Annotated in this window: 15 protein-coding genes; 5 read left to right on the forward strand and 10 right to left on the reverse strand. The window is 46.5% G+C overall.

Annotation, left to right across the window (positions count from 1 at the left end; translation table 11 throughout):
• Positions 1-3: 3 nt before the first annotated feature.
• The 5 genes from MSED_RS06060 to MSED_RS06080 are packed head-to-tail and all read left to right on the forward strand — an operon-like array spanning position 4 to position 4,718.
• Complete coding sequence (locus MSED_RS06060) at positions 4-492, forward strand: hypothetical protein (RefSeq protein WP_012021142.1); 489 nt, start codon at positions 4-6, stop codon at positions 490-492.
• Entirely contained in the window at positions 489-917 is a 429-nt protein-coding gene (locus MSED_RS06065; protein WP_012021143.1) for a hypothetical protein, read from the forward strand. Before MSED_RS06060 ends, MSED_RS06065 begins: the two co-directional genes overlap by 4 nt.
• Entirely contained in the window at positions 914-1,408 is a 495-nt protein-coding gene (locus MSED_RS06070; protein WP_012021144.1) for a hypothetical protein, read from the forward strand. The genes MSED_RS06065 and MSED_RS06070 overlap by 4 nt, the downstream gene beginning before the upstream one ends.
• Complete coding sequence (locus tag MSED_RS06075) at positions 1,408-2,859, forward strand: type II/IV secretion system ATPase subunit (RefSeq protein ID WP_012021145.1); 1,452 nt, start codon at positions 1,408-1,410, stop codon at positions 2,857-2,859. The genes MSED_RS06070 and MSED_RS06075 overlap by 1 nt, the downstream gene beginning before the upstream one ends.
• Positions 2,856-4,718, forward strand: coding sequence for a hypothetical protein (locus MSED_RS06080; protein WP_012021146.1), 1,863 nt, complete (start codon positions 2,856-2,858; stop codon positions 4,716-4,718). The genes MSED_RS06075 and MSED_RS06080 overlap by 4 nt, the downstream gene beginning before the upstream one ends.
• Before the next feature lie 147 nt (positions 4,719-4,865).
• Here MSED_RS06080 and MSED_RS06085 read toward each other — a convergent pair whose 3' ends face one another.
• The 10 genes from MSED_RS06085 to MSED_RS06130 all read right to left on the reverse strand — a co-directional run bounded on the left by MSED_RS06085 (position 4,866) and on the right by MSED_RS06130 (position 15,046).
• Positions 4,866-5,879 carry a thiamine pyrophosphate-dependent enzyme gene (locus tag MSED_RS06085; RefSeq protein ID WP_012021147.1) on the reverse strand — a complete coding sequence of 338 codons (1,014 nt, stop codon included), beginning with the start codon at positions 5,877-5,879 and terminating at the stop codon, positions 4,866-4,868.
• 16 nt (positions 5,880-5,895) lie between these two features.
• The gene (locus MSED_RS06090) at positions 5,896-7,134 is read right to left on the reverse strand and encodes a pyruvate ferredoxin oxidoreductase (RefSeq protein ID WP_012021148.1); all 1,239 of its coding nucleotides are present in this window, start codon (positions 7,132-7,134) and stop codon (positions 5,896-5,898) included.
• Positions 7,131-8,219, reverse strand: coding sequence for a 4Fe-4S dicluster-binding protein (locus tag MSED_RS06095; RefSeq protein WP_012021149.1), 1,089 nt, complete (start codon positions 8,217-8,219; stop codon positions 7,131-7,133). The genes MSED_RS06090 and MSED_RS06095 overlap by 4 nt, the downstream gene beginning before the upstream one ends.
• Before the next feature lie 209 nt (positions 8,220-8,428).
• Entirely contained in the window at positions 8,429-8,887 is a 459-nt protein-coding gene (locus MSED_RS06100) for an Lrp/AsnC family transcriptional regulator (RefSeq protein ID WP_012021150.1), read from the reverse strand.
• A gap of 192 nt (positions 8,888-9,079) precedes the next feature.
• Positions 9,080-9,334, reverse strand: a complete 255-nt coding sequence (locus MSED_RS06105) for a hypothetical protein (protein WP_012021151.1) — start codon at positions 9,332-9,334, stop codon at positions 9,080-9,082.
• Between the two features lie 111 nt (positions 9,335-9,445).
• Positions 9,446-10,978, reverse strand: coding sequence for an MFS transporter (locus tag MSED_RS06110; RefSeq protein ID WP_012021152.1), 1,533 nt, complete (start codon positions 10,976-10,978; stop codon positions 9,446-9,448).
• Between the two features lie 295 nt (positions 10,979-11,273).
• Positions 11,274-11,471, reverse strand: a complete 198-nt coding sequence (locus tag MSED_RS06115; RefSeq protein WP_048060070.1) for a hypothetical protein — start codon at positions 11,469-11,471, stop codon at positions 11,274-11,276.
• Positions 11,472-11,518: 47 nt separating this feature from the next.
• Positions 11,519-11,752, reverse strand: coding sequence for a hypothetical protein (locus MSED_RS06120; RefSeq protein WP_144418763.1), 234 nt, complete (start codon positions 11,750-11,752; stop codon positions 11,519-11,521).
• A gap of 631 nt (positions 11,753-12,383) precedes the next feature.
• Positions 12,384-14,063, reverse strand: a complete 1,680-nt coding sequence (locus tag MSED_RS06125) for a cupredoxin domain-containing protein (protein WP_048060072.1) — start codon at positions 14,061-14,063, stop codon at positions 12,384-12,386.
• Between the two features lie 434 nt (positions 14,064-14,497).
• Entirely contained in the window at positions 14,498-15,046 is a 549-nt protein-coding gene (locus MSED_RS06130) for a hypothetical protein (protein WP_012021155.1), read from the reverse strand.
• Between the last annotated feature and the right edge of the window lie 484 nt (positions 15,047-15,530).

A 15,530-nucleotide genomic window follows, 5' to 3' on the forward strand; every position in this document is an offset into this window, starting at 1 on the left:
AACATGGTGAAGGCAAGAAAGGGACTCTCCTCAGTGATGGGGTCCCTTTTTTTGATCGTTCTGGTCTTTGTTGCGTGGACCTTCTTATTCAGGTATGCGCTCTTTTACGTTCATGTGGCACAGGGTAACCCGGATATCTCCCTCTCCTCCACCGTGATACAGTTGAATGGAGGTGTGAACAACGGAGGTGTATGCATGGTGGAGGTGAACGTGAAGAATGGAGATCTCCCCTTCACTTTAACGGGAATAGTGGTAAGTGTGAATGGAAATGTGGTGTTTAACAAAAACGCCGGATCTGTTTACACATCGTTTAATCAGACACCTAATGCTGTGTCTCTTCCCTTGAGCTTGAGACCTAACCAGGATTACACGATATATTTCTTTATTGCTCAGCAACCTATCAACACCCAACACCCCGTGGTCTCCATAGAGGGATACTTCGGATCGAATTACATTGAGATTCAATCCTCTGCACAGGTGATGTATGGATGAGGAAAGGTCTCTCCGAGGTAGTGGCTGCATTCTTGTCTCTCGTGGTCACCCTATCCCTGATGGGGATCTTCCTGGCGTACAATAGTCAGTATATTCTTCCCTCTAGTAACATTGTCCAGACTCCCTCAGTTCATCTCCTTTCCGTCCTATGGACCTATAATAACGGAGGAACAGGTTGCGTTTACGTAGAAAATTACGGATCAACACCTATAACCATAGCCTACGCCGTGGTAGGAAACAATCCAACTCCGTTGCCTGTGACAATATGCTATTACCCAAGCAACGGAACTACTCCAGCTCCCTATAACTCAAACACCCTCTTACCCGGGTATATCTACATTCTTAAGGTCACGGGGTTAGGAGGAGGGAATACTCAGGTCACGTTTTTCGAAACTGACGGTTCTTTCTTCGAGGTGAGTTTATGAAACTGAATAAGGGTTTGGGAACCGTAATTGGAACGGTAATCTTTCTTTTAATTGCAATATCCGTGATAGGATCTCTCCTTCTCATAAGTTACAGATCTCAACTTTTCGCAACGGAGATATCTCAAGCGCAAACCATCACATCCCTGAAGAATGCAGAGCATCTCAAGGTCAAACTGCCGAATAATTTAGGTGGGAATAATGGTGGTGGGAATTCAGTGTACATATGTGTTCAGAACACGGGTACTGTTGCGTCTCAAGTTCGATGGGTGATTGTGGCTCAGGCCCAGTTAATTAATAATCAAATAAGTATATCACCAGTATGTGTCATAAGCAAAAATGTAGTCATCCAGCCAGGTCAAACAGTTCAGATTCAACTTCCCACTAATACCCTAACCTATCTCTTAAACGGAGATGCCGTTGGAGTGGTAACCGCTTACGGAAACGTGTTCTGGAATGGAGGGAATCTGTTAGAAAATCTCGGAGGTGGTTAATGATGGAGCCGAGAGACGTCAAGGTAATAAGACCCAAGTATCAGGGCGATATCATCCAGGAGTACGACGTCAAGGGGGTTTACCCCGATTACGATGTTGCCTTCCCCAAGGTTAAGATCATCAGGAACCAAACTGACGTGTATTACGACATTGAGGAGCCCAACATAAACCAGTCCCAACTTGAGCTCCTGAAGAAGGCGCACAAGGCACTCTACTACACCCTCAAGCCCTCTGAGGTGGACCGCCTGGTCACCTCCTACCTAGACTACGTTGGTAGGGACAAGGTTATAGGCTATTACGTGGTCAGGGACATCTTAAGATATGACGTCCTCACAACCCTCCTAGACGACGAGCAGATAGAAGATGTGTCCTACTCTCCCACCGCCCCATCCTCACCCGTGTTCGTGTTCCACAGAGGGTACGGAACCTGGATCTCCACTAACGTGATCCTTGACTCCAGCGAGGCCAACTATCTGGTTCAGAAGATCGCCTTCAAGAGCGGTAAATCCATCACCCTAGCTAGGCCAATCCTAGACGCCATGACCCCTGAGGGTTACCGTATTGCTCTGACCTACGGAAGGGAGGTCTCTCCCACTGGCTCAACTATCTCCATAAGGAAGCCGATCAAGGAGGTCTGGACTCTCCCCTACATGGTAGTAAGGAGGAGGATAATGCCACCCCTCGTAGCCTCAGCGCTCTGGTTCGTCCTTCAGAATCGCGGTGTCATACTCGTGGTCGGGAGATCTGGTTCGGGTAAAACGACCCTGATCAACGCCTTGCTCACAGTTGCCCCACCCTCCTGGAAGATAGTCACGGTGGAGGAGATACCAGAGCTAAGGGTAATCTACCCCAACTGGGTGAGGCTTGTGTCCAGGAAGCCAACCCTAATGACCGAGTACAGTGAGTCTGCTGAGATTCCACTGGATCGACTCATCTCCCACACCTTCAGGGTTAGGCCCGACCTGGTCTCGGTGGGTGAGGTAAGGTCTAAGGAGGAGATAAGGGAGTTCATTCACTCAGTAGCTGCAGGTCACGGTGGAATCACTTCGCTACACGCTGAGGACTTTGCCTCCCTAAAGGCTAGGTTCAACTATGCTGGGGTAGACGACTCCTTCTTCGCGATTGTGTCCATGGTGGTATTCGTGAACTCCTACAACGTTAGTGGTAAACTAGTAAGGAGGGTCCAGGAGGTCGGTGAGGTAGTCCTGAGGGACGGTGAGGCACATTACGTTCCGCTTGCGACCTACTCTCCCGTGTCTGACTCTTACGTGGTGGACATACTCCACAGCAAGAGGTTAATGACCATGGCCTCACTCAAGGGTTACACTGAGGGAGATCTTAAGGCAAACTTAGAGAAGAAGGTTAAGTTTATGCTAGAGACCGCCGGTCTACCGCAACCTGAATACGAGAAAAGGATAAGGTCCTACTACGAGGAGGAGGGTATAGTATGATTGCCAAGACCAAGGTAAAATCCACTAGTATTGTGAAGACCAAGGATCTTAACTTCGTTGTAATGTTAGCGATTGCCTCAGTAGCGACTGCCCTAGTTCCTCTCCTGTTCTTCCTCAAGGTCACGATCCTGGGCTTCCCTGCCTGGCTCGTTCTACTCCCGTTACCGGTGTATGCCTGGCCTCCCGCAATTCACAGAACACTACACAGGGACGAGACAATCTTCTCCATGATGGAGAGGCTGGTGGCTGGAAGTAAGGTGTTGGAGTGGCCAGGGAGATGGTGTAATGAGATGGTTAACCTATATTACGTGGGCCTGCCGGTCTCCGCGATGCTCGGAATGGCGCTCATGATGATGTATCCACTTGCATCCCCAGCAGGAGGTGCCATAGTCCTAGTGACCTACTTCCTACCTTGGATGAGATACATGGACATCAGGTCAACCCTCAAGAGGCAGGTTGAGCTAGAGCTCCCCGTTGTGTCTCTCCTGATGTGGGGTCTCTCAGAGATTGGATATGACGTCATGAGGATAATTAACGCCCTTAGAAAGGAGACCAGCGAGTTAGTTGCCATACCCAGGGAGTTCGCAAAGATCCACCGCGACTTCACTACCTTTAACCTTTCCCCAGATGAGGCCGTTCTGAGGGAGACGGACAATCACCCCTCGAAGCTCTTCGAGAGGTTACTGGGCGGAGCAATCACGATCTCCTCAATAGGTGGAGAACTCTCAGTCCACCTGTCCAGGACTACCCAGGAGATCCTCGCCTGGATGAAGGAGACTTGGGAGGCTTACGGAAGGGCCGTCTCGAACCTTGGGGAACTCTCAATGTTGTTCCTCCTCATGGTTCCACTTGTGGCCATATGGTTCGGAATAGTTCAAGGTAACGCGACTTACGGAGTTGATATGGTGACCTACTTCCTAGTACCCCTGATCGGTGCCTCGCTCTACTTTTACGTGTCGCTTCAGGCCCCTCTTGATAAGGTCCCAGCCAGGGGAAACCTGAAGAAGGGGTTAGTCGGGCTCGCCGTAGGTGTCGGAATTGACGCATTCCTACTATTCAAGGGAATTCAGTACGAATGGTTGCTCTTGGCGCTACCAATTATGGGCTTCTCCCTTGGGTATGGTTACTCTGCCCAGAGGGCAATCCAAAGGAAGAACAGCATAGAGGCTCATATGGCCGTCTTCGTGAGGTCTATTGGGGAACATATTAGGACAACTGGGGACAACCTTTTCACCGCAATCTCAAAGCTCATAGGGAATAAGGGATTCGGGAAGGAGATCAACATGATGTTGAAGAGATATCTTATCCTGTCCACCGTAGAGGAGGAACCTGTCCCCGAGTCCGAATCATGGATGGGTAAAACCATCTTTGAGATCATGGTTAAGGCTGACAGGGAAGGTGTTCTCAGATATGACATAATGAAGAGATTGGCCGAGTTCGCAGACTCATACTACGACGCCATTCTTGCCAAGAGGAGGGGACTTTACATGTTCCTTGGATCTGCCATAGCCTCCCCACTAATCCTAGTCGCCATGATAGCCCTGACCTACTTTGTGTTGAACCAGATCTCGAGCCTAGCCCAGATACCGGCAATACAACAAACGCCTGGAGTCCAGTTCCCACCTCAAGCCCAGGCCCTACTTCAGTTCTTCTCGGTGTTCCAGAACGTGGGACAGGTCATACAATCCATGATCCCTGGACTTGAGGTTGCCATCGTTGAGACAGGGATCATATATGGAATCCTATTGGCCAAGGGTTACGACGGAACGGTTAGGAACACGTTCAGGATATTTGAGCTCATGGTGGTCTCCGTGATAGCTGTAATGATATTCCAGTTTATAGTCCTTAAGATCATCTAGGTGAGAAAATGAAGGGTGTGAAGTTCAACAAGAGGAAGGATCTAGCCCTCAAGAAGACTATGGAGAATATCTTGAACAAAGCGAAGTCGAAATCTGAATCAAAGTGTATTTTTATTTTTTAGAAAATTAAAAAAATTTTTCTTTGATTTATTTCCTTGCTAATTCCACAGATTTGATGGGCATCACTCCAGGTATCTCCCAGCTCTCATACATCTCATCTACCATTTTCTGGAAATGCTCGAAGTCCTCCTCCACGAAGTGGGAGAACCTTCCTTGCTTCTCCAGGTACTCCCTGACGGGTTTCCTCTTGATCCTCCCCTCCACAATACCCTTGGTTGGTTCGTTATAGATTATCTTACCGTCAATATACTCATAGAGAGGCCATATACCGGTCTCCACAGCAAGGGTCCCAAGCTCGTGTGAGTACATGGGGTCGTAGTCCCATCCCTTCGGACATGGATCTAGAGAGTGAATGAACGTTGGACCGCCTGCACTGAGCGCCTTCTTTATCTTGTTTAAGGTGTCCAGAGGATATGCGGGACTAGTGGTCGCGGCATATCTCACGTTTCTGTGCCCAGCTATTATCATGGGGACTACGCTCTTCTTCCACCTTCTCTTCATGATTCTCCTGGCGGTACCTGGTCTACTGAAGGAAGTTTGTGCCCCGTAGGGAGTCATGCTCGTTTCCTGGATGTCGGTGTTGGCGGATGACTCATTATCATATAATATTATTAGGAGATTATAGTCATAGGTCATGGCGTTTGATACGCCTGAGAGACCCATGTCTGCGCAACCCAGATCTCCGCAGAACACTATTACGTTTATGGGTTCCTCCTTTATCTTTCCCTTTCTCATGAGAGCCCTCAGCGCCGCTGCTGTCCCCAGGGCAGCTCCACCCGATCCTCCGAGCTGAGTGTGAACCCACGGGACTACCCATGACGTCGTGTAGTATGTGGTGTTTGCGACATACATGCACCCCGTCGCTCCAACGACTATGGTTCTCTCTCCAGATATCTTGGCGAGATACCTCATGAGTAGGGCTGACTCGCAACCTTGGCAGGTCCTATGGCCGGAGGCGTAAAACTCCTCCAGAGGAGCCTGCTTTATTGTCTTGATTATTGACTTATACATCCTTTCCTCTTTTTCTAACTCTTCACTCATGTTTCACACCTCATAACTACCAGGGGTCACCCCTCACGTTCACCCAGTAAGTGTGTCTAGTGAGGGGAGTATCCCTTTGTTCCACTCCAATCTTGATTATCTTCTCAACGTCTTGGATCGTGATCTCCCTACCCCCTAGACCGCCTATGAAGCTGAGTACCTTGGGTCTCTCATCGAGATCATAGAGTGAGGATCTAACCTCGTGGTATACCACACCTCCCCTGAATGGCGAACCTAGGGAATAGTCCCTGTCAACTACGCAGACCACCTTCGCGTTAGCTAGATACTTCATTACGTCTTCTGCCGGGAATGGCCTGAACCACCTAATCCTGAGCATTCCAGCCTTAATCCCCTTCTCTCTCATGTTCTTTATGGCAACCTTCATGGGTTTCGAGACCGTTCCCATCCCCACTAGAACGACGTCCGCGTCCTCCACCATGTAGGGCTCGACGAATGGGTTCTCCGGCATGGTGATGTCCCTTGTGGTACCAGGATATCTTCCAAAGGTCTTCTTGAACGACTCGTAGGCCTCCTTGATCACGGTCCTAGCCCTCTCCATACCTTCGTCATGCTGTCTTCTAATTTCCGTAACCCAGTCCTCATTTACCTGCGGGGCCACGCTAATGGGGTTATCTGGGTGAACCCTGAGCTTACCCCTGTCGTATGGCGGTAGGAAATTCTTGACTAGTTCCTTGTCCGGGAGCCTCACGATCTGCTCTGAGTGGGTCAAGAAACCGCCGTCCATGGAAACGCCCACTGGGATCAGAACCCTAGGATCCTCACCAATCCTATAGGCTAAGAGTGCCGTGTCAAAGGCCTCCTGTGCCGTATCAACCCAGACTAGGAGCCATCCCACGTCCCTCACCATCAATGCGTCGTTATGTTCCACACCGTAAGCTCCAGGATCGTCAAGCGCCCTGTTTCCTATCACTGCCACCACGGGTGCCCTATCAGTGGCAGTGACCACTATGGCCTCCATTCCATAGAGCCATCCCACTCCGCTGGTTCCCACCAATGTTCTAGCTCCCACCAGGGAGGCGTGCTTTACTATTTCGAACTGGCCGTGCTCTCCCTCAGCCACTATGAACTCTGCGTCAAGCTGTCCGTCGGCAATTAGCTTCGATATTGTGTCCATAACCTCCGTGTAGGGTCTGATGGGGTAGGCTGCGGTAACATCAACGTCAGCATACATTGCAGCGTAGGCAACGGCCTGCGTTCCGTTAAGGAGAATTTCCTTCTCTGCTACCTGAGTCATCTTCCCAACCCCGGTACAATTGGTCTTTCCCTTACCTCTTGCCTCGCGTTCTGGAGCCATTTCTTGTACTCAGCCTTGTTGGCCTTCCACATGGAGTAAGGCCTTGTGTAGTCCGGTAGTCTTTTCTCATCGACCATGACTATGCAGTTCTTCACTGGGCATACCTCTGCGCAAATCCCGCATCCCACGCAGTAGTCATAGGCTATGTCGTAATAACCCTCTGGCGTCTTGTCGAAACAGCCGTCAGGACAATAGACCCAGCATAGGTCGCACTTTATGCAGGCATCAAAATCCACCGTGGGTCTCTCCGTTTTCGTCGTTCCCCTCTTGAACTGCTCGTTTCTACCTCCGCGTGGAACAGCGGGGATTGCTGTCCCCTCCATCATCTCTTGCCAGGTTAGGAGTCTAGGAGGATTGTACTTGAATTCCACACCTTCTCCAGGATTCATGGTCTTTGTGACTAGCCCCTCATACGCCTCCTCCACAGCCTTCAACCTCTCGTTTAACTTATCCTTCTTATGCGACTTAACATACTCCACCACGTGCTGGATATCCACTATGTCAGGCCTCACCCTGGCTATGGCTCCCCAAACCCTTTCCATTGTGGTGTCGTCGTTGAAGGCCCACAACCCTGAGAATGATCTGTCCCAGTTCAGTTTCCCTAGAGTCCAGTTAAATTCCTTTGAAGGAGTCAGCTTCACGACCTCTTCCATGGGCTTCCTTGAGGTAACTATCATGGCCCCACCCTCCCTGAGCTTAAGATTGATTGGTTGAACGCCCTGCCATGCCCAAGACTCAACTCCCTTGAGAAGGGTATCATCTAGAACAGCTATAACGTCCACGTACTCTGGTTCAACTCTAGTGGAATAACCTATGAGATCTTCCTCGCTCACGCTTCCCAGGGCCACGTAGTATTTTGCTGGTACTCCGTTCCTCTCAGGAGAGTCTCCATACCTTCCGAAGGAGACGGCAGACTTCCCCATGGATCTCGACATGTACACTAACCCCTCTGCAATATACTTGGCCAGCCTCTTCTGAAATATCCCCCTATACGTTATCTCCACATACTTTACATCTTCTCCCATTTTCTCATGTATATTATAGTAGTTGCTTACATTTATAGTTTTAAGTAATTTTTTCAAAATATCCAGTTTACATCTCGATAAAAAATTCAACTATTGCCGTGAAGTCTTGCAAAACCTTCAAACATGAGCGTGATTTGGAACAGGTTTTTCAAGGACGAATACGTTTACTTTGAATTCAACATGATGAAAGAAAAAGAGAACTTACGCCTTTAAAGTAGGATAGAAGGATCGATCTTGTACCTCCTTATGATCTTGGAGGTTTCGACGGAGTTAATCCCCTTAATATTGTAGAGTCTATGTGAGATGAAAGAATACGCCTCCTCCTCTTCCTTAAATATGGCGTGAACGTGAAGCTTAGGTCCACTATCTACGCCATATACCCTAACTATGGGAGGGAACTGGGAAATTTCATTGACTACTCTCTCTATGTACTTCGGGATTGTGTCAATTTCTAGGATCAGCGAGACCTTATATCCAAGGTTTGTCCTATCTATTAAGGGGACGTAGCCTAGAATAACCTTGCTCTCCTCCAACTTCTTTATCCTATATCTAATGGTGCTTACTGGCATATCAAGTTCCTTTGACAGCACGGTAAGAGTAAACTTTGCATTGTATCTCAGCCTCTCAAGAATCTTCATATCTACCTCGTCAAGTTTGTAGTCTTGCATATATAAGATTAATAACGTATCTTAAGCATATTAAGTTTTTCTAACTGTTTTACAATAAGATGGCAGATGACATTGAAAAATCTACAATACTACCGCCTGTGAGTTAGCAATTATGACAAACCACTCGAGGTTAGATAAGGATCAAAGACATTATTATCTCGATAAAATAAAAAAAGAAATTCATTTAACTTTTTACTCTTCTCCGTAGCCTGGCGGTATCTTTCTATTTCCTATTGCACCGCTACCCAGCGCAAGGATTACTCCTATCCAGTTCAGCCCAATTCCCGCAGCTACAATGGAGCCGGAGTGTGCACTAACTCCCAACGCATCTACCCCTAGTCCCACCAAAAGGAAAACCCATCCTAGGACGTAGATAACGGTGTCTGATACGTTGACAAGACCCCTATGCACTCTCCATCCTTCTTGTTCATCCGACTTTCCACTCATAGTTAATCATTATAATTATTGTTCTAGAGTTTAAAAATCTTTCTCTTTAAAATCTGAGATAGAATAGAATATGACATTCCTTTTTAAAAAAATTCTTGATATAAAATGATATTATCTGCCGTACTTTTGCATTAGGGCTTGTAACTTTTCCCTTGGTATCTTAGACGCCACCTCTTCGGGTATGGGCTCATTCAACTTTATTCTAGTTTTTATGTAGTCTTCTACGGTTGGAGGCTTCTCAACAAACCACACTAGGCCCGCAGCTATTAACGAGAAAATGGCACCTATCCAGAACACTACCTCCCAGGCTAGTGGAGTGATGTTTATTGAGGCCCCCGTCACGACGTCAGCCCACGTACCCCCGCTCACGAAAGTCAGTATCAATGCGGCTATTATACCTCCGAAGGCTCCTCCCACCACCTTTAGTGCGTACGGAATGCTCCAATTCTTGCCTATGTTATTCTCGCCGAAGTAATCAGCAATAAGTAACCAATCGAAGACGAAGCATGCACCCGAAACAGCGCCAGTAGCCACTGCGAGTATTGCCCACGGTATTGCTAAGTGAGCCAGCCCAGCATAAAGGACTCCTAGACCTCCTAGTCCCATGAACGTATAGAATATGGTCACGGCTTTCCTCCTTCCAATCAGGCTAGAGATGAAACCTTGCATGGGTCTTCCTAGACCGTCGGTTAAAGCGAATCCAGCTGCACCTACAGCGAATGCGATACCTCCACCGAAGCCCATGGCAGCTCCGAACGGAGCGTAGAATGATACGTTGAAGAGGGATGCAGCAAGGGCAAGGGTGAAGGAAATCATCTGTGCCTTACCCATGGGAGTTGCCAACATTTCCCTAGGAGTCCACTGTGCCACAGCAGGAGGGTTAACTTTCAACTCCCTTGACTTCAACTTACCTTGCCTGGCTGCAATAGGATCCACGTCCTTAGGCCACCAATGCTTAGGAGGATCGGCCACTAGGAGCCCAGCTATCATCAGCCCTATCCCTATAGTGAGACCAGTTATGTACAATATCTCCTGGAAGTCACTCGAGTTGAATGCATAAATGTAAAGCAGAATGTACGGAACAGCACCGTACGCCCACGCGCCGTTAACAAGTCCGAGTCTCCAACCTCTCTTTTCGGGGAACCACTTGTTAACTATCCCTCCACCTACCGCATATCCAAGACCCGCCCCTATACCTCCTATTGCGGCGTAACCCAAGTACGCTATCCAAGGTTCGAAGGAGTTGGAGAAGAGATAATACGCCACCATGAGTAGGGCTCCACCAAACAGCAAAGCCCTCCTGGGGCTAATCAGTCCTTTTTCCCTTAATCTTTGGAATATGGTTGCACATATGGTTGCCTGAAACAGGACGTAGACCGTGTAGTTGAAGAAGCCTTCGGCCAGTGACCATCCATAGTGAGAAATAACTGTGGTAGACGCAGCGCCCCAACCGTACTCTAGCACGCTTCCGAAGAAAAATGACATCCATGCCCCCAGTAACAACAACCTTCTACCTATGGGATAGCCTAGTATTCTCTTAGTTATTGCCTTGACGTCCTCTCCTACCCTATATTTTCTTCCCACATCATCGACAACGATGGTGTATTCGCCATATGGAGACTTATACTTTATTCCGCTTTCCATTTACCTTTCACACCCCATATATATCAGGCATCATTCTCCATTAAGTAAGTAAAAACTATTATTGATTTATAGTTGCCTAAAATACGCTAATAACCTATAAATGGAAAATAGAGAGAGTTGCAATACTCGCAGTAATGGACATAGTCTATAATTATAATGTTAAATCCCTCTACCTAGAGATAATAAAAACAACAACACTTGACAAAAAGAGCCCCTAGGCCTAATGTTCCTGTTGACGATAAAGGTAGTATAATATTGTAAATATTTTAAAGGACTATAAACAGTAGTTTAGTCTTCAGAATTTATTGGTGCAGATACTGAAATAATTTTGCTCTTGAGAAGTGGAGTATAGCTTCCATAGTTGCCATGAAATTATGAATTCCTGAGTTAGGCCGGATTCCCACAAGACAAGCCCGTGAGAGTACTTCATCAGCTCGAGGCTTCTGTTCATCTTGGTCTCCTCCTTGAGCCTCGCGAACCTGTCCAGGGTCAACTCGAGACTACGTATGCGTGGGTAAAAAGAAATACAAGTTGCGGCCATCACTTATTCACTCTCCTCCTCTGGAAGGTACTGTTAAAGTCCTTGAAAGGTTGACTCTCCCCCATCTCTTGAGGACATGACATAGATGCCTTGCTCAAGAACGGGAAAGCCATGAGGACTTGTATGGAAAACACCTTCGCGTTCATCTTCACATAACTCCACGTCTCGTCAACAACCCTCACACCTTCGTCCGCAACCTTTCTCGCGCTGCTCCACAGATCGAGAAGCTTCACATGCTTCATCCCGCATCTTGATTTACATGAAGATGAAGATGAAGATCGTCCCAAGTAATATAACGTATGAATTTATTAATAGGGGTTTGACCAGTAGCCTTTGTTTATTAGTATAATTCAATAAAAATTGACGTATCACTGCTTAATTCTTGAAATATATTTAATCTATGACCGTTTATTTATAAAAATAACTCATAGATAATCATGAAAAGCTTTACTATTACCAAAATATTTGTTTAAATTAAACACCAGATATAAAGCATAAAATATCAACCTTTGAGCCGTTTCTCGTTAAGGGTGAGGAAGATATCGCTCGACTTCGAAAAGATCAAGGACGAGGTTGAACTCATGAGTGAGGGTGCGGGAACAAGCGTTGGACAAGGTAGATACATAAGGGCTATATGGGGAAAGTGGTAAGACAAAGGGAGTTACTCAAGATTTTGGTTCAGTTTAACGCGATGTTCGTGAAGGACCTCAAGGCAAGGTAAAGAGCTCCGAGGTTAAGTCGGTGATAAAGGTGATCAGATTGATACGCGAGGATGACGGGAAGGTGACAAAGTTCTATGGGGGAGATACCATTAACGTCTAGTCCAAAAAAGGAGATTGGCTTAAGATATTACTACGGAAATTCTTACCTTCTTCTAGCTATCAGGACAACGTTCAGAATTAGAGAGATTACCACAAGAACTATGAGGACCGTGAGGAGTGAGTAAAGTGAGGAGATCTTGCTGTTTACGCTGTTCTCATAGGAGGCCTGGGAGCCATTCAAGGATGATATCTGGGAGCTGAGGGAGCCTATTTGACTAACCTGTGAGTTTAGTGAGCTTACTTGACTGTTGAGTTGACCCACCTGAGAGGTTAGAGAGCCTATTTGACTAACCTGTGAGTTTAGTGAGTTTAGGGTATTGTTAAGTTCAGACATCTGCTTGCTAAGAAGTGTCGCTTGGGGATTCGATGACGGTGTGGAAGGCAACACGATTATTGTCCCTACCATACCCATGCCGTCATGTAGCAAACAAACATAGGTATAAACTCCTGGAGTAACGAAGGTCAGGTTGTAGCTTACTCCCGCTATCATGGGGCCGGAGTTATAGTAACCTGTTCCATTGAATATATGGCTCTTTGTAGGTATGAGGCTTGTGGGCGTTCCAAACTCAGGAATTGGCATCCCCTGTGGAACAAATGTAACCGTATGTACTTCGTCCGGATCAACGTCTGTCCACACCACAGTATCTCCTGCGTGTATCGTTAGGGTATTCGGAAGGAATCCCATTACGCTAGAGACTGGGAAAATTATATCTCCGGCAGCAACGGCGTTACCAGAGTTGCTGACGTTAATATACCATCCGGCAGAGGGTATTCCAAAGCTCGTTGGTATAAATGGGCTAAGTGGCGGAAGGGTGAGAGTTGTGACAGAGCTTCCAGTCCCGTTTGAGGCTTCAACCACTGGGTTAAGATTATATAATGATTTTCCTCCAGCCTCGGCTGCTCCTTGGAAGATACCAACATTGTAGGTCTCTCCTGGAAGTAAACCTGTAAGACTAACCTGAACGGTGAGCACTCCTGGTGCGGTCATTGTCAAGATGGCAGAACCGCTAACCTTAGAGTTCATCGAGTTAAGGGTGACTTCGGTGCTAACTGGAGTCTGCTGACCGACGTCCACATGCCAGATGACCGTTCCGTTAGGACCTTGGGTTGCGGGTAGATTAACCTGTTGCAGTAGAGATAAACCGCTTGCCAGGGATTGGGAGCTTTGTTGTGATGCTAACTGATCGTACTGTGCCTGAGTCATTGGGTATGGGGTACCCGCAGGATTAACGATGACCACACCCATCATACCTGGATGAATCAGACATTGATATACGTAAACTCCAGCCTTAGTGAAAGTTAAGGTGTAGTTTTGACCTTGAGATAGAAGGCCTGAGGATACTATCCCCGTGCCGTTATAGACCGATCCCCCTATGGGCGCTAGGGCCTGTGGAGAGAAGGGATTCAAGGGCGGATTTCCGCTGAGGAATGTGATGGTGTGAGGCTCCGTTGAGTTGATAACGAAGGTGATACTATCTCCCACGTCAATGGTGATTATCTCAGGAAAATAGCCCATGGTCATAATCATGGTGTTCCCACTCATTGCCTGTCCGCCTACGTAAACTATCCAATGTTGTGGGGTTGGTGTAGTTGCGCTGATAGCCATTGGAAGCCCAAAGAGCCCTGCTACTAGGAAAAAGAGTAGTGAGGCCTTTGGAATTCTCTTGAAAATTCTGCGCATTGCCCTATTTTGACCTGATTTGGATAGAGAGAACTTATCCATTGAAGCACTACTAAACAAGAAATATTTAAATTTTATGGGGAAAAAATTTCATATCAACTTTGAATAGAATAAGTTATTTTAATCTTCAAAAGAGGCACAAGTGATAGTTTGAGCTTCCTAATTTCTATTGGGTTCGATCCGCAAGTCGTGTCTGGGTAATATAGAATAAACCTATTCCAATTCGACGATAAGTTTCATCAAGGGCAAGTTCAAACCACGAGTTAAACCATCCTTTGATGCCATAAATGCCACCAAATTTCATGGATGCTTGAAAATAGTCTAAATAGGCTATGATGTTTAGGCCCTGAGAAACTTGTAACTCAGAGAAGAAAATTAGCTTTGCAACCGTGAAGGCTCTTCCTTAACAACTGTCTATTACAATTAAACTCCGTTCATTTACAGATATTAGACCGAGCCATTTAGGTATGCTGAAGTCATTGTACGGCAAGCTCTGCCATCACAAATATCACTGCAATCTGAAATATAACCTGGCTTCCCGAGATGTATATGTTCCTCATTCCCAATCTAACTACCTTATTTATATCAGGGTTTGGTTTCCTCAACTCCATATATAATCTGATCTCGTTTGGGAGAATTAGACCAAATCCCTGGACTATGAGAACTAGGACTATTGCGCCTGCGGTAAGGAAGAGCCTATTGGAGAGGGAAAGTATTCCGTTATCCATTGCAAGGTATATTCCCGCAGTCGTTGCCACAGAGGCCAGGGCAGGCATGAGGAACAGCATCATTGGGACCAACCTTTTAATTATCTCGGCTCTAGTACGGGGATCTAAAGACCTTAACATTCTACCGAAAACTACGCCCATGAATAGGTCTATTCCAGTCCACGTGCCACCTGTTATAACGTGAACGTAATCTAGGAAAAGATAACTTCTAGAAACAAGGGCACCTATTAGGGCAACGATGGGTAATAGGAGAGTGAGTAAAGACGTTGGGGAGAACAATTTTACTTGACTTGCCATAAAGTACTTTACAAATGCTAATTAAAAAATTTTTGCTTACTGACATTTTAAGTTTTTAAAAATAAAATTGCCAGATATCATCAAAGGCTTCAAGAAACTATAAGTCACTACACTCAGATGTAGAACTTCCATTACATGAGCCTCTATTGTTAACTTAAGGAAAGTCACATTCATTGGTAGTCACCGCTGACTGAATAGAAAATTAATGAGTTTTCTTCTATAGAGAATGAGATAGTCCTACCAATGGATAACCCGCCACACAGGATTTTGTGCAAGTTCCTTGAAGTTAGGTGTGTCCTTTACCACAACTGCTCTTTAACTTAGCTCCGTGAATATAGTCAAGGGAGTCCCAGTGTGCGAACTGTTCGAAAATAACGTCATTCTCTAAATCAGAACCATTCGTAGAATTAGCGTTAAACAATCAAATATTCCATGTTCTAGGAGAGTACCACAAAAGGATTCCCTGCTTTCATAACTCCGTTGA

This window comes from Metallosphaera sedula DSM 5348, from assembly GCF_000016605.1.
GTDB lineage: Archaea > Thermoproteota > Thermoprotei_A > Sulfolobales > Sulfolobaceae > Metallosphaera > Metallosphaera sedula.

Bases quoted from the DNA above. Each gene is read 5' to 3' on its own strand.
- MSED_RS06090 (WP_012021148.1), bottom strand. From the start codon at position 7,134: ATGACTCAGGTAGCAGAGAAGGAAATTCTCCTTAACGGAACGCAGGCC.
- MSED_RS06070 (WP_012021144.1), top strand. From the start codon at position 914: ATGAAACTGAATAAGGGTTTGGGAACCGTAATTGGAACGGTAATCTTT.
- MSED_RS06105 (WP_012021151.1), bottom strand. From the start codon at position 9,334: ATGAGTGGAAAGTCGGATGAACAAGAAGGATGGAGAGTGCATAGGGGT.
- MSED_RS06085 (WP_012021147.1), bottom strand. From the start codon at position 5,879: ATGAGTGAAGAGTTAGAAAAAGAGGAAAGGATGTATAAGTCAATAATC.
- MSED_RS06095 (WP_012021149.1), bottom strand. From the start codon at position 8,219: ATGGGAGAAGATGTAAAGTATGTGGAGATAACGTATAGGGGGATATTT.
- MSED_RS06100 (WP_012021150.1), bottom strand. From the start codon at position 8,887: ATGCAAGACTACAAACTTGACGAGGTAGATATGAAGATTCTTGAGAGG.
- MSED_RS06130 (WP_012021155.1), bottom strand. From the start codon at position 15,046: ATGGCAAGTCAAGTAAAATTGTTCTCCCCAACGTCTTTACTCACTCTC.
- MSED_RS06080 (WP_012021146.1), top strand. From the start codon at position 2,856: ATGATTGCCAAGACCAAGGTAAAATCCACTAGTATTGTGAAGACCAAG.
- MSED_RS06125 (WP_048060072.1), bottom strand. From the start codon at position 14,063: ATGGATAAGTTCTCTCTATCCAAATCAGGTCAAAATAGGGCAATGCGC.
- MSED_RS06060 (WP_012021142.1), top strand. From the start codon at position 4: ATGGTGAAGGCAAGAAAGGGACTCTCCTCAGTGATGGGGTCCCTTTTT.
- MSED_RS06075 (WP_012021145.1), top strand. From the start codon at position 1,408: ATGATGGAGCCGAGAGACGTCAAGGTAATAAGACCCAAGTATCAGGGC.
- MSED_RS06110 (WP_012021152.1), bottom strand. From the start codon at position 10,978: ATGGAAAGCGGAATAAAGTATAAGTCTCCATATGGCGAATACACCATC.
- MSED_RS06065 (WP_012021143.1), top strand. From the start codon at position 489: ATGAGGAAAGGTCTCTCCGAGGTAGTGGCTGCATTCTTGTCTCTCGTG.